The organism is Meridianimarinicoccus zhengii (genome assembly GCF_003254465.1).
Taxonomy (GTDB): Bacteria; Pseudomonadota; Alphaproteobacteria; order Rhodobacterales; family Rhodobacteraceae; genus Meridianimarinicoccus; species Meridianimarinicoccus zhengii.
The window spans coordinates 1-13,591 of the sequence record NZ_QDFI01000100.1 but is presented as its reverse complement, the minus strand read 5'-3'; the positions used below and the strand labels follow the sequence as shown (position 1 = coordinate 13,591).

Annotated in this window: 14 protein-coding genes and 1 pseudogene; 3 read left to right on the top strand and 12 right to left on the bottom strand. The window is 64.8% G+C overall.

Annotation, left to right across the window (positions count from 1 at the left end; translation table 11 throughout):
- Window positions 1-340 (top strand): transposase (locus tag DDE13_RS20315; protein ID WP_235868793.1); only part of this gene is annotated, 340 nt, incomplete at its 5' end.
- A 349-nt stretch (window positions 341-689) separates the two neighbouring features.
- Here DDE13_RS20315 and DDE13_RS20310 read toward each other — a convergent pair.
- From DDE13_RS20310 to DDE13_RS20275, 8 genes and pseudogenes are all read right to left on the bottom strand, one after another.
- Window positions 690-2,084: pseudogene (locus tag DDE13_RS20310) on the bottom strand (MATE family efflux transporter).
- 82 nt (window positions 2,085-2,166) lie between these two features.
- Complete coding sequence (locus DDE13_RS20305; protein WP_111406054.1) at window positions 2,167-2,706, bottom strand: hypothetical protein; 540 nt, start codon at window positions 2,704-2,706, stop codon at window positions 2,167-2,169.
- On the bottom strand, window positions 2,703-3,176 hold the full coding sequence (locus tag DDE13_RS20300) for a nuclear transport factor 2 family protein (RefSeq protein WP_222626156.1): 474 nt from the start codon (window positions 3,174-3,176) through the stop codon (window positions 2,703-2,705). The genes DDE13_RS20305 and DDE13_RS20300 overlap by 4 nt, the downstream gene beginning before the upstream one ends.
- 22 nt (window positions 3,177-3,198) lie before the next feature.
- Window positions 3,199-3,834: an isochorismatase family cysteine hydrolase gene (locus tag DDE13_RS20295; RefSeq protein ID WP_111406052.1), complete on the bottom strand. Its 636-nt coding sequence runs from the start codon at window positions 3,832-3,834 to the stop codon at window positions 3,199-3,201.
- A 48-nt stretch (window positions 3,835-3,882) separates the two neighbouring features.
- A complete protein-coding gene (locus DDE13_RS20290; RefSeq protein WP_111406051.1) occupies window positions 3,883-4,518 on the bottom strand; it encodes an isochorismatase family cysteine hydrolase in 636 nt (211 codons plus the stop codon).
- Between the two features lie 164 nt (window positions 4,519-4,682).
- Window positions 4,683-6,926 carry a xanthine dehydrogenase family protein molybdopterin-binding subunit gene (locus tag DDE13_RS20285; RefSeq protein WP_111406050.1) on the bottom strand — a complete coding sequence of 748 codons (2,244 nt, stop codon included), beginning with the start codon at window positions 6,924-6,926 and terminating at the stop codon, window positions 4,683-4,685.
- A 3-nt stretch (window positions 6,927-6,929) separates the two neighbouring features.
- Window positions 6,930-7,388, bottom strand: coding sequence for a (2Fe-2S)-binding protein (locus DDE13_RS20280; protein WP_111406049.1), 459 nt, complete (start codon window positions 7,386-7,388; stop codon window positions 6,930-6,932).
- A complete protein-coding gene (locus DDE13_RS20275) occupies window positions 7,385-9,016 on the bottom strand; it encodes an NTP transferase domain-containing protein (protein WP_111406048.1) in 1,632 nt (543 codons plus the stop codon). The genes DDE13_RS20280 and DDE13_RS20275 overlap by 4 nt, the downstream gene beginning before the upstream one ends.
- 372 nt (window positions 9,017-9,388) lie before the next feature.
- Here DDE13_RS20275 and DDE13_RS20270 point away from each other — a divergent pair, with 372 nt between their 5' ends.
- Entirely contained in the window at window positions 9,389-10,414 is a 1,026-nt protein-coding gene (locus DDE13_RS20270; RefSeq protein ID WP_111406047.1) for a helix-turn-helix domain-containing protein, read from the top strand.
- Window positions 10,415-10,464: 50 nt separating this feature from the next.
- Here the strand turns inward: DDE13_RS20270 and DDE13_RS20265 are convergent, their stop codons facing one another.
- From DDE13_RS20265 to DDE13_RS20250, 4 genes are read right to left on the bottom strand one after another with little or no spacing between them, the layout of a single operon-like run.
- Window positions 10,465-10,878: a hypothetical protein gene (locus DDE13_RS20265; protein ID WP_111406046.1), complete on the bottom strand. Its 414-nt coding sequence runs from the start codon at window positions 10,876-10,878 to the stop codon at window positions 10,465-10,467.
- A gap of 27 nt (window positions 10,879-10,905) precedes the next feature.
- Complete coding sequence (locus DDE13_RS20260; RefSeq protein ID WP_111406045.1) at window positions 10,906-11,379, bottom strand: hypothetical protein; 474 nt, start codon at window positions 11,377-11,379, stop codon at window positions 10,906-10,908.
- Window positions 11,380-11,410: 31 nt separating this feature from the next.
- Window positions 11,411-11,938: an anthrone oxygenase family protein gene (locus tag DDE13_RS20255; protein WP_111406044.1), complete on the bottom strand. Its 528-nt coding sequence runs from the start codon at window positions 11,936-11,938 to the stop codon at window positions 11,411-11,413.
- Window positions 11,939-11,961: 23 nt separating this feature from the next.
- Window positions 11,962-12,711: an SDR family oxidoreductase gene (locus DDE13_RS20250; RefSeq protein WP_162631127.1), complete on the bottom strand. Its 750-nt coding sequence runs from the start codon at window positions 12,709-12,711 to the stop codon at window positions 11,962-11,964.
- 188 nt (window positions 12,712-12,899) lie between these two features.
- Between DDE13_RS20250 and DDE13_RS20245 the strand changes: the two genes are divergently transcribed.
- Window positions 12,900-13,559 carry an AraC family transcriptional regulator ligand-binding domain-containing protein gene (locus DDE13_RS20245; protein ID WP_111406042.1) on the top strand — a complete coding sequence of 220 codons (660 nt, stop codon included), beginning with the start codon at window positions 12,900-12,902 and terminating at the stop codon, window positions 13,557-13,559.
- Window positions 13,560-13,591 lie beyond the last annotated feature (32 nt).

The window sequence follows — 13,591 nt, the reverse complement described above, 5'->3', positions numbered from 1 at the left end:
TGGCCACCAGGGATCACACCGTCGACGGTGCCGAAATTACACCACGTGCTCGGACGCTACCCTTGGTCTGACACCACGCAACCACTCCAGCGGTGGTAAGGAGCGGTTGGGAAAGATCACCAAGATGGGCGATCGGTATCTGCGCCAGCTTATCGTCGTCGGCATGACATCGCATGTGCGGCAGGTCTCCAATCATCCGGAGCGTGCCGATCCCTGGCTGACGAAGCTGTTGCAAAGTAAATCAGCCAGGCTCGCGACCGTCGCCATGGCGAACAAGACGGCGCGGACCATGTGGGCGGTGCTGACCAGGAACGAACCGTACCGACCCCACACAGTCTGAGACGTACAGAAACAGCGAGATAGCAGACCGAAGATGTGATGGTGTACCCTTCAGCCGCAACGATCAGGACGCTCCGCCGAATGACCCGAGCGCAATTGCCCGCAAACCAGATAGGAACCTGATCTGCGGATCCCATCAGGGCCAGCGGTGAGAACCGCGCAAACAGGCCGGACACAAGACCGCTTCTGAAAAGGTACACAAGATCATTTACGACTTGCTATGCGGGAGCCATCCACACAGGTCATTCGTGCATCGCGCAGCACTTTCCATATGCGAGCGGCGGAAGTGCTGGCTTAGCTTTTTCCGATGATCGAAACCGGTCACCCAATTGAAGAGACCACGCGCTCAGTCACCGGCGCCTGTGCATCAGGCTCATGAGCCGCGCCTGCCGGTCGAAAGGCTCTTCTGGCACGGTCGCCTCGGTCTTGCCGTCCATCATCCGCCGCACCATCAGGGCAGCGACGCCCGCGAAGATCACGCCGCCCACCGCCTGGCCGATCAGCACCCCCGCCGCCCCGAACATCGCGCCACCCGCCAGTACCAGCGGCACCGTCCCCATCGTGTGCCGCCCCCAGTTGATCTAGGTGGAGCGGAACGGATAGCCCAAGTTGTTGAAGGCGGCGTTGGACACGAAGATCACGCCGTTGAAGAAGAACGCCAGCGCAAGCGGGCCGCAGAACAGGACGATCAGGTCTTGCGTCACCCCCTCGGCCCCGAACAGCGCGATGATCGGGCCGCGCAAGGCAAAGAGGATCGCGGTCATCGCCACGGTGAAGACCGCGCAGAACAGCAGTCCGTCGCGGTAAGCCTGCCGGACCCGGTCCATCCGCCCCGCGCCGAAATTCTGGCCGATCACCGGGCCGATGGCCCCCGAAAGTGCGAAGATCACGCCAAAGGCCAATGGGGTCATCCGGCCCACGATGGCCATGCCCGCCACGGCCGCCTCGCCGTAGCTGGCCATGGCGCGGGTGACGACAGCTTGGCCCAGCGGCGTGGCCAGCTGGGTCAGGATCGCCGGGGCCGCGATGGTCACGATGGGCCGCAGGGCCACCGACAGCTCGGGGATACCGGGCCGCACCAGCCCGCCGTGGTGGCGAAAGATCGGGATCAGCGCGGTGCCCGCGATCACCAGCCGGGCCGCGACGCTGGCCAGCGCCGCGCCCGTCAGGTCGAGCCCCAGGCCGAAGATCAGGATCGGGTCCAGCACCGCGTTGACCAGCGCGCCCCAGATCGTCGCCATCATCGCGCGGCGCGCATCGCCGTGCGCGCGCAGGATCGCGCCGCCCACCATGCCGACGATCAGGAACGGCAGGCTGGGCACAATGATCCGGAGGTAGTGCACGGCAAGGTCCAACGTCTCGCCCGTGGCCCCCATGAGGGATGCCAGCGCCGTGAGGTTCAGCCAGACCGCCGCCGCGAAGATCGCGCCGAAGATCACGCCCCAGACCAGCGCCGCCGCGGCCTGCGCGCGGGCCAGATCCGCGTCTCCCTGTCCCAGCGCCCGGGCCACCAGTGCGCCCGCCGCGATGGCCATTCCGATGCCGAAGGAGGTGGTAAAGAACAGGATCGCGCCCGCATATCCCACGGCCGCGGCCAGTTCCGCGTTGCCCAGCATCGCAATGAAGACCATGTCGATGAAGTCGACCGCGAAGACCGCCATCAGCCCCACGGACGAGGTCAGCGCCATCACCGTGATATGGCGAAAGAGGTTGCCCTGCAGAAAGACCGCGCGTGCTTCGGCCATGTGGCCTCCGGAGTGAATCCTGGGTGATCTGGCCACCCTTGGGACGAAGGCGCAAGGCTTTGCTTGCCGCGCTCGGCCGGTGTCAGATGACGAGGAAAGCGAAGGGCAAGACACCGAACAGACCGTAGAGCCCCAGCCGTGCGCCCGGCGAGAAGGATTGCCCGCGTGTGAAGACAAGGACGCAAAGGACACCAAGCGTGGCCTCGAACGTCAGCGCTGCGGGCAGGTTCACATGATACCAGTCCGTTCCGATGGGATGGCTATCCGGCCCGAACACATGATGCCCGTAGCCCGCAACCAGGTCACCCAGCCAGTGGCCCAACGACAAGGCCATGGCGCTCAGCGCGAACGCCCGACGACGTGTCACACCGAAGGCGATCCCACCGGCCAGCAACGTCCAACCGATCTGGGGAACAAGGTCATGGCTGATGGTAATCTCCGTCATGTTGGTGGCCAGAGACGGGCCCTCCGCACCTGTCGGTTCCATGGTCTCGATGCCGAGTGCCACGAAGCTGAACATCGCGATATCGATCAGAAAGGCGCTGACCAGAAGAAGCCACCAGGGCATGTCCGGTGCAGCGCGTTTCGCGACCAGGGTCGTGGCCGCGTGACCGAGGATCATTGGGCGGATTTTTCGCGGAGCTTCATGACGGCTGCCACCGGTCGGATCATGACCACAAGATCGGTTATCTTGCCGTCGGCATCGAAGCGGATGATGTCTATGCCCGTGAAAGTTGCATCGCCGACGCTGCCGCGGAACTCCAGCACATGGCCTTCGTCGCCGCTGAACCAACGCGCATACTCGAAACTCTCGAAAATATCGAATGACTGACGCAAGCTGCCGACGACGGCATCCTTGCCCTGCAGGGGCATTACGTCAGCCGGACTGTGGTAGGTCACGTTGTCCACCAGGAGATCCGGCAGTTTGTCCCAATCACGTTGACCAAAGATGCGCTGCCATTCGTCCAGTCCGACTTGCTCGTGCTGGTTTCGGATCCTTTCGAATGCGTTGGAAGTGGTTTCGCTCATGGGTAACTCCTGATTTTCAGCGAAGGTTGAAGAGACCGGTGTAACGATCGCGTCGTCGACCATGGCTGACTGGTCCACGCGGGGTTCATGCGACCGTTTGAGCGACCAGTTTCTCCACCACCTCGGCCGTGGTCAGAATGGCGTGGGCGTAGGTCGGACCGTTGATGTCGTGGGCGGCGTGCATCGCTTCGGCCGACATCGCCGCCGTGGCATCACGGACCAGCGTCACATGGTAGCCAAGCTCGGCTGCAACGCGGGCCGACGTCTCGATGCAGGTATTGGCGATCAGCCCGACAAAGATGACGTGCGTGATCCCGTGCTGTCGCAGCTGCACGTCGAGGTCGGTGTTGGCGAAGCTGGACGCGCCCCAATGTTCCTTGATGACGATATCGCCGGTTTCCGGGCCAAACCCATTGTACCATTCACCGCCCCAACTGCCTTCGGCGAACAACTGGTATTCATGCGCCGCGGCCTGTGACGGTGTCAGGTGCGCCCATCCTTCGAAGTCCGTGGCTTGGTGCCGGTGATGCGGCAGGATGAAGATCGGCATACCGGCCTCGCGGGCCGTCGCACGGATCTTGGACAAGTTGGCATGAAGGCCAACCGATGTGGCGACCTCGCTCAGGGCTGGCCACATCTTGCCGCCCTCCGCAAGAAAGTCGTTGTAGGGATCGACGCAAAGAAGCGCCGTCCGGCCCTTGGGGTATTGCGTGTCAGTCATGGATCATTCCTTCGAGGTTTGGGCAGACAGTTAGGGGACGACCCGAGGTCATGTGGCGCTCTCACCGGCCAGTGCTGTGACAACCTCCGCCGCGGTACGGATGGCGTGGGCATAGGTTGGGCCGTTGATGTCGTGCGCCGCGTGCAGCGCTTCCGGGAAAAAGGCCGCCGTTGCGTCGCGAACGAGCGTCACATGATAGCCGAGTTCTGAAGCATACCTTGCGGAGGCTTCGGTGCAGGTATTGGCAATCGCCCCGATAAAGATGACATGGGAGATGCCGCGTTGGCGCAACTGCACATCCAGATCGGTGTTGGCGAAGCTCGATGCGCCCCAGTGTTCCTTGACGACGATATCGCCATGGTCGGGGCCGAAGCCTTCGTAGAAGGTTCCGCCCTTGCTGCCTTCGGCGAACATCTGGTGTTCATGGGCTGCGGCCTGGAACGGCGTCAAGTGGGCCCACCCCTCGAAGTCGCCGGCACGGTGGCGGTGATGGGGCAGGATGAAAATCGGATGCCCGGCCTCGCGCGCGGCCGCACGGACCTTGGCGAGGTTCGCATGGAGATCGACCGCACGGGAAACCTCGCTGAGGGCGGGCCACATCTTGCCGTCCTCGGCAAGGAAATCGTTATAGGGATCGACGCAAAGAAGCGCTGTCCGGCCGATAGGGTACGCAGTTTCTGCCATGGGTCGTTCCTTTCGGGGAGATGTCGGGAAACTGGCTTACTGGTCTTTGCCGTGGCATCGCCAGCGTCCGGCGCGGGGCGGTTCGGTGGTGCGACCTTGCCCAGGCGCAGGCGTTCCGGGCGCGAGACTTGCCGCGACGGTCGGGAACAGGCGCAAGAGATGGGTCACGCGAAATCCACCGCTTTGTTGAACGGCATTTCACGCGGGCGCTGGCCCGTTGCGGCGAAGATCGCATCGGCGAGGGCGGGCGCCGCGGGGGCCGTTGCCGGTTCTCCCAGGCCGCGGACACGGCCCGCAAGGCCGAGCAACCGCGTGTGGAACCGCGGCGTCTGGTGGAGGCGCACGCCTTCGAACGCATCGAAATTGGTCTGCTGCACGGCGTGGTTCTCGTAGGTCAGCTCGCAGTTCATCGCGTGTCCAAGGCCGAATATGGCCGCTCCGGTCAGTTGTGCCTCGGCGTTGATCGGGTCGAAGACGGTGCCGCAATCGGCGGCGATCCAGACCGCGTCAATGCGCAACCCGCGGTCGGTCATGGTCACGTCGATGACCTCGGCCACAGGCACGCCGTGGGTGTGGGCGAAGGCGATGCCGCGCCCGCGCCCCGGCCCGATATCGGCACCCGCCCAGTTCGCCATCTCGCCGACGGCCTCCAGAACGCGGCGGCTATCGGCGTCGGCGATCAGGCGCAGCCGTTCCTCCAGCGGATCGGCGCCGGCGGCGTGGATCAGTTCGGACAGGAAGCTTTCGTGGAAGAAGCTGTTGGAACAGGCCCCGGGGGACCGCCACGACCCGACCGGCATCATGGGCGGTGCGGCATAGCCCGTGATGCGGTAGTTCGGGATCGCATAGGGCTGGTCGAAGGCGCCCCAGACCAGCATCGTGTCCGGCCCCGGCGGCACGATGAAGACGCGACCGAACCACGATTGCACGAGCGAGGGGCTGATCGTGTCGAGATCATAGGTCACCACGCGGCCGTCCGCGACTGTGCCCCGGCCAAGCGCCATGTGCAGCGGCCGGGGGAAATCATGGGTCATATCCTCTTCGCGGCTCCAGGTCGTCTTGATCGGGGTGCCGGGCATCGAGGCGGCGATCTGGATCGCCTGCACCACGTAGTCGTGATCGAGCCTGCGGCCGAAGCTGCCGCCAGCGGGCAAGGCATGCAGGGTGACCTGCGACGCATCGAGGCCTGTCACCGCAACCGCGGCGTCGCGCACGACGTGGGGGACCTGCGTCGCCGTCCATATCGTCACCCTTTCCGACTCGACCAGCACCGTGGCGCTGAGCGGCTCGAGGGCCGCGTGCGCGAGAAAGGGCGCGCGGTATTCCGCCGCGATCGCGGTGGCGCCGTCCAGCGCGGCCTCGACATCGCCATCGTCGCGCAGACGGCTATTGCGGAATTCGTCGGTGTGGGCATCCGACAGCGCCTGCCACATCTCGGCACTGCTGGCGGGATAGTCGGGGGGCAGCCAGTCGACCTCCAGCGCCTGCGCGGCCTGAAACGCGAACCAGGTGTTCTCGGCAACGACCGCCAGCCCCTCGTTCACTTCAACGACCGACCGCACACCGGGCATCGCAAGGGCGGCATTGGGGATGTAGCCCGCCATGCCGCCACCGCGCCCCGGGTTGGCGCGCACGGTCGCGTGGAGCATGCCGGGCAGCACCACGTCGATGCCATAATCCTGCGTGCCGGTCGATTTGGCCACGATGTCGAGTCGCTGATACGCCTTGCCCAGCCGCCGCCAGTTGGAAGCAGGCCGGAGTGTCACATCCGTGACCGGGTCGATGGCGGCCGCCTCGGCCGCAAGCGCGGTATAGGCGATGTGCGTCCCGTCGGGCAGAATGACATGCCCGTCCTCGGTCCGCAGCTCGGCCATGGGCACACCCGTGCGCGCCGCCGCTGCCGCCTTCAGGGTTTCGCGGGCGGTGGCTCCAGCCAGGCGCAAGGTCTCGTGAAGGTCCGCGACGGAGGACGATCCGCCCGTGAACTGCGAGCCCGACAGCCGTGCGACATTGACCATCAGGTCGCGCACCGTCCGGGCCACGAACCCGTGCTCCCATGCCGGGAACGGCAGACCTTCCGCCGCGACGCTCCCGTTGAAATATGCCGGGTGCGGCTGGCCGGGGTCGAGCGTTGCGGTGCTTGGGTCGATATCAAGCTCCTCGGCAATCAACATGGCCTGGGTCGAGGCGATGCCTTGTCCCACATCGGCACGCGGCACGATCAGGGTGATGCCCTCTGGCGTGATCTTGACGAAGGGCGTCAGCGCGGCCTCGCCTTCCCCGAGTTCACCCAGCAAGGGGTTGGGCGTGGCACGGGTGACGAACCAGGCCCCGAAGGCGACACCGCTCACAATGGCGGCGGACCCGATCAGGAAGCTGCGGCGGGCGATCGTTCTGGCGCGGCCCATCCCTCACGCCTCCCGCATCGCGGAGGCCGCGGCGTGGACGGCGGCACGGATCCGCGGATAGGTGCCGCAACGACACAGGTTGCCGGACATCGCGGCGTCGATATCGGCGTCGGTCGGTGCCGGGTTTTGGGCCAGTAGGTCGGCGGCCTGCATGATCTGGCCAGACTGGCAGTAGCCGCACTGTGCCACCTGATGTGCGATCCAGGCTTCCTGAATGGCGTGCAGCGCGTCCGGTGTGCCCAGCCCCTCGATCGTCGTGATCTCGCCCCAGACATCGGCCAGCGCCACCTGGCACGACCGCACGGCCTGCCCCCCGATATGGACGGTACAGGCACCGCACTGCGCGATCCCGCAGCCGTATTTGACGCTGGTGATATTCAGACCGTCCCGCAGCGCCCACAGCAGGGGCATGTCGTCCGGCAGGTCGACGCTATAGGCGGTTCCGTTGATCGTCAGGTTCATGGCCGTCTCCCGGATCCACGTGTCAGGATGTGATCGCTCTCGGTCGGAGGGAAACTTGCGGATCGTCCGGATCGCGTGCCGATCGTTTCAATATCGTTGCACCCATCCGCGCGGACCGCGCTCCGGGTGCGGAGGGCGAGGTCCAGCGCGACGATCTCCGCCAGGATCGACAGTGCCAGCCCGCGTGCATCACGGGTCGACGGGATCAGGCCGACGGGCGCGTGAAGCCGCGCCAGACGGTCAGGGTCGATGCCCGCCTCCTGCAGCAGCCGCAGCCTCCGGGCTGCGACGCGGCGACTGCCGAGCGCGCCGACGTAGCAGGCCGGACCGCGCAGGGCCGCCGCGATGATCCCGACGTCCTTTTCATGGTCATGATGGAAGGTCAGCACGGCGGTCCGCGCATCGGCGAGCAGCAGGATGTCGCCACCATCCGGGCTGTCCGGATCGACGGCACCACCGACGGCCGCGCCTGGCCCGGCCTCGTCCGCGCGCACGACATTATACCCCGCCGATTTTGCCAGGCGCGCAAACAGGCTTGCATCCTCACCCTGACCAAAGACAAGAAACTGGATCTCGGGCACGCGGGCCGCGACGAAATCGAACCCCCGCCATCCGGTCCGCCCAGTCGGGTCGAGTCCGATGGCACCGTCGGGCTGAAAGCGAAGCGCTGTGCGAACACGCCCCCGGTCGAGACACGCCATATCTCGGAGGGACCGCGTGTCACCGACCGGGAACAGCGTTATGTCGAGACCGCCACCGCAAGGAAGGCGGATATCGAAGAAAGGCGACCCGATCCCATAGCGCAGGGTCACCGGTCTGCCGCCGTCGAGAACCTGGCGCACGTGCAAAGCAAGGTCGGCTTCGATACAGCCCCCGGTCAACTGACCGTCAATCCGGCCGTCGCGCCACAGGCACATCATCGCGCCCGCACGCCGCCAACCCGTTCCATGCACAGCCGTAATAACAGCGAGGACACAGTCCTCTGGATCGTCCAGTGCGGCGGCGAATGGATCGCGTGGGCCGTCTTCCGACAGGTCGGTGGCTGGCCGCGACACCGACCAATCCTCCCAGTCCTGCGGCGTATCGAGATCGAGTATCGCGCGGCGCTCGAACAGCGGCACCGGCAGGATTCGCCGGTGGTGCTTGGTAAGGATGGCCCGCGCGCCTGTATCGCCCGAAAGCAAACCCATTTCGGGCACGATGTCAGGCGGCAGAATGACCGGATGACCCGGAATAGACCCGGCCATGCCCTGGATGATGCGCTCGGGATTCGCTGCGTGTGCGGTCCAAAGCCGCTCCAGATCGCCGGCGCCGATTTCGGGCATGTCCGCTGGCAGGATCATCAGCGGCGATGCCGGTCCGGTGTCGGCCGCGGCACAGCGCAGGGACGCCGACATGCCCGTGGCGTGATCCCCGACCGGCAGCACACGCAGCGCAAGCCCGGCCAAGGCGGCACGCCGCGCGCCATCGTTGGGCCGAAGTGTCACCAGCACGCGCTGCCCGCTCGCCAGGGCATGAAGCGCAGCCCGCCGGATCAGCGGAACGCCATCGACATGGCGCAGGAGCTTGTCTTCTCCACCCATCCGCCGCGCGGCACCGGCGGCGGGAATGACGATCGTGGCGGTCATGGCGCCTGCTGCGCCGGTAGCGGGGCGAACCCCGACAGACAAAGGGCAACGCGCCCGCGAAGGAACGGATGGCGCGCGACAGGCTCCGTGAAGCTGGCGATGTTCAGGCCGTCCCGCCGCGCCCGGCGCGGAGACACGTCATATGGCAAGCGCCCAGAGTGACTTTTGCCGTTTACGGAAAATTCCATGGCTTTTTTCCAGACATTGCATGGACGGCAACCAGCCCATCTCCGGTTAATTTAGGCGCAGCGTTATGGGTCGGCGATATGCAAATGCGATCATGCGCATGCAAATCCGGTCAGGCGATCGTCAGGATATGGTCATGCCCAAATGCCCGTGGCATACGAGCCAAGCACTTGTGATGCAGGGCAGATGGACAACGCACAGACCTATTCCCTTTTCATGGCGACCGACGTGGCGTGCCGCATCCTTGGGGTCGATCCGCAAGTGATGCTTGAAACGGCAGGCCTGGACGCGCTTGCGCATGGCCGAACCGAGGCGCGCGTGACGGCGTCGCAGTATTTCGATTGTTGGAACACGATGGCCGTGCTGTCGCCGCGCCCGGATTATGTACCCCACCTTGGTGTCGCGATCTCGCGCGGACCGGTGATCCCGGTCTTTTTCACACTGTCCTGCGCGCCCGACATGGAAACCGGCCTGATGCGTCTGGCGCAGTTCAAGTCGCTCTTGGGCCCGACGCTCATGCGGGTGTTCCGGGATGACGGGCTGTTGCGGTTGGAATTCGACACCGTCGATGCCAGCGTCCCGATGCCACCCAGCCTTGATGCCCTGCAACTTGTGGTCGCGGTGGAGAACATTCGCGGGGCGGCGGCCCATCTGATCTGCCCGGTTGCAGCGGGTTTCGATGGATCGGAAGAGGATCGGCGCATGATCGCCGGTCATCTCGGCGTGATGCCGGAGCGTTCGCATGCCGCCTACGTGGCGTTTTCGCCCGAAGATGCCAAACGGCGGTTCATTTCCGAAAACCCTGCCCTCTGGGCCGATATCGAGTCTGACTTGAAGCTGCAACTGGCGGCCCAGAACGACCGCTGGCCTGTCGCCGAGCGGGTGCGGGGGGCCCTGGTCGATCTGATGCCGTCCGGGCGCACGGGGGCCGAAGATGTCGCTCTTTCCCTTGGGATCAGCCGCAGCACGCTGCAACGGCGATTGCGCGAGGAAAGGACGTCTTATCAGGCGGTGCTGGACGCCACGCGGCGCGACATGGCGATCCGGTATCTCACAAAGACCACCCTGCGCGCCGACGAGATCGCAAGTGTATTGGCCTACCGCGATGCCAACAGCTTCTCGCGCAGCTTTCGGCGGTGGACAGGCCAGGCACCGGTCGCCTTTCGTCAGGCGCCGACCCGTTCGAAAGGGCAGGCCGGAGAGAAGGCGTGATGTCGACGTCATTGCGGCGCGCGTTTTTGATGAGAGCAGAACCGCACGCATCAGCACCATCCCTTGAATTCGGCGATCACATCGCGTCGGAACAGTAGTCCGAGTGCCACGATCTGGGCGGCCATGAACAGGCCGATCCCCACATAGACCGTCGCGGCCGAGGCCATTTCGACCGGCATGGGGCTGATCATTTGCGTTATCAGTCCCTGCGAATAGTCGAACGCCCCCACGGCGTTGTAGGCCACGAGCGCGCCCCAGACCGCCATGCTGCGCCGGGTCCAGAACAGGTAGAGCATGACCAGCACGGCAAAGCCGATGATCGTGTCGCTCAGCCACGGACCGAACCAGCCATCCGGCGCGATGCCGCCGAACATCTGCAGCTCCGGCAGAAACAGGATTGTCTGTGCGCGAAAGATCGTAGCGCCCATCAACAAGGCGATGGTCCATCGGATATTTGGTTTCATGAGGACCCCTATGGGATTGGCTTTGGCCTACTGGACTGGCGTAAAATCCGCCGCCGCGTCGAAAACGACGAAGACCTGACAGACCTCTGGCCCCAGACAATCCTCGGCATGGGGCACGCCACCGGGCTGGAACCAGTAGGAGCCGGGCAAAAGGTCGGGCCCGCGATCCGGTTCGGAAAGCTCCCAATGCTGCATCCGGCCCTTCACGACCATCGCCCAGTATCCGTGTTCATGGGTATGCGGCAGCACCTCGTAGCGCACCGGGTCGAGCAGTGACGTCATGGCCGTCGGCTGCCCGGTCCCGACCCCGCCATAAAGTGCGACGCTACGAACGCCGGGGGCAGGAAACGGCGCGAAGGCGACCTGATCGGCGGGAACGCGGATGCCCGTATCTGGCACTTGCGGGTCCTGTGCTTGCGCTTCGGCGCCGAGCCCTGTGGCGAGCGTCAGGGCAAGCGCGGCGCGCTTCATGAGATGGCGGAATATCTGGGTGTTGGGCATGGAGCTTCCTTCCTTGTTGCAGGGGACAGACCTACGCTGATTGCGCGCGCATCGCGCGCAGCACAAATACTGGGGTGGCAAGGGTGATCAGGACGCGGGGGATATGGCCCAGAAGCCAAAGCCCGCGGATCGTGGCTGAATTCTCCTCTGTCACCTGAGCGACAAGGGCGATGCTCTTGTAGAAATCCAGCGCATCCCCAACAGGTGACTCGATTGCCGCCGCAAGGCGCACGTTGAGCGGCATGTGATAGAAGATCGTGATCAGCGAAACGGCCAGATACAGCCACAACGCGATCACCCAGTTCCGCTGTGCCGGGGCATGATCCCAATCGAGCCGGGCCGACAGGATCAGGCCCACCGGCATCAGCAGGAACAGCGGCATGATGGTGAACAGGAAATTACTGAACTGGGGAAAGAATTGCGTGACAAAATCACCAGGAGGGAGACTGAGCCAGTATACCCCCATCGACAGCCCGATGAAGAGATTGGCGCCGAAGAAGGCGGCCGAGGTGATGACCGCCAGCGCGTTGACACGGGCGCGGTAGGTATTGGATGGCATGACGGTCGCCCTGTCTTTGGAGGTCAATGAAACTCGGTCTTTGCGAACTGGCGAAACAGGAAGGCAGGCGCGATCCGGCTCATCCACTTGATCTGGCGCGATTGTCCCAGCAGCATCTCGGTCTGGTTTCGGAGCAATCCGCCCAGGATTTCGCGCACCAGGTCGGCGGGTTTCATCTTCTTGAAGTTGCCGGACTTCAGCGCCTTGGCCATGTCGGTATCGACGACGGGCGGCATTGCTTCGAAAACGGTGATGCCATGGGGCTGCAACTGGTGGCGCAATGTCTGCGCGCAGTGATGGATCAGGGCCTTGGTCCCGGAATAGACCGGCGTTCCGGGCGACGCGACGAAGGCGATGCCTGACCCGATGAACAGGACCGCCGGCTGCGCGCTTTTCTCCAGAAGCGGCAGGGCGCGCCGCGTCAGGGTCAGCGGCGCCGTCGCGTTGATGGCGATTTCGCGCTCAATCTTGTGCAGCGTGTCGGGATCGGTCCTGAAGTCGTAAGCGAGAAAAATGCCCGCATTGTTGACCAGCAGATCCAGCCGTCCGTGCTGCGCTTGAACACTTGCAAGCATGCGATCCTGATCGTTGGCACTGGTCACATCGGCGACCATCGCCTGCGCCCCGGTCCGGCGCGCGGCATCGGCAAGCCTGCCCTCGTCGCGCCCGCAGATGACGACCGTGTTGCCAAGCGCCACGAGTTGCCGGGTCAGTTCGAACCCGATGCCGGAACCGCCGCCGGTGACGAGTACGATCTTCGATGTCAGGTCCAAGCTAATCTCCCCAAATCGCAGGTGTCGCAGGTTTCATCGTCACGGTAGGCGCGGCGCGGCGCCGTCTGCCACCGTCAGGGCCTTGCAGACCGTTCCAATGGCTTGCACATCATCTCAGGCCCGTTGCGTGGCGTGCAGGAAGCTTGTCCAGTGCATGGTGGGATGTTCCCCCGCGAAAGGCCCCCGGCATGCACGCTCAGGACAGGTCCGCGATCTATACATCGGCCGTGCTGTCCGGCCCGGTCTGCGGGATGCTTGGCGTGGACTGGGCTGACGTTCTCGCCCATGCGGGCATCGTGGCGACCGAGCGAAACGACCGTGCCTTTCTGGTCTCAGCCGACGAATACCTGCGCCTCTGGACCGCGATGATGGACCTGTCAGGACAGCCGGATGTGGCGCGGCTACTGGGGCTGCGCATGGCGGGCGGCCCCGCGATCCCGGTTCTCTTTGCGCTGTCGACCGCGCCGGATTTCGAAACCGGCATCGCGCGCATGGCACAGTTCAAGAGCCTGTTTGGGCCGATGCGGTTCGTGGTCACGCAAAGCGAGTCGGAATTCACCGTGCGTGTCGCCCCGGACCTGCCCGGCACCGCCTTGCCCGGCACGTTCACCAGCCCGCAGATCGTCTATCTGCACGCGCAAGCCAACGCGCTGGCGCGGCAACCGATCCGGCCCCTGCGCCTGTGTGTTTCCATCAAGTTCGTCAATGACATGGTGCGGCTCAAGCGCGAGACTGGCGCGCTTGCGCCAAAGCCGCAGGGCAATCCGGGACGCGGCAAGCTGACCGATGTCAAAGACTGGGTGCGGCGCCGGATCGCGGCCGCCCCGACCTCACGATCGATGAACTGACGGCGGAACTTGCTGCCGACCACGGGTTGAAG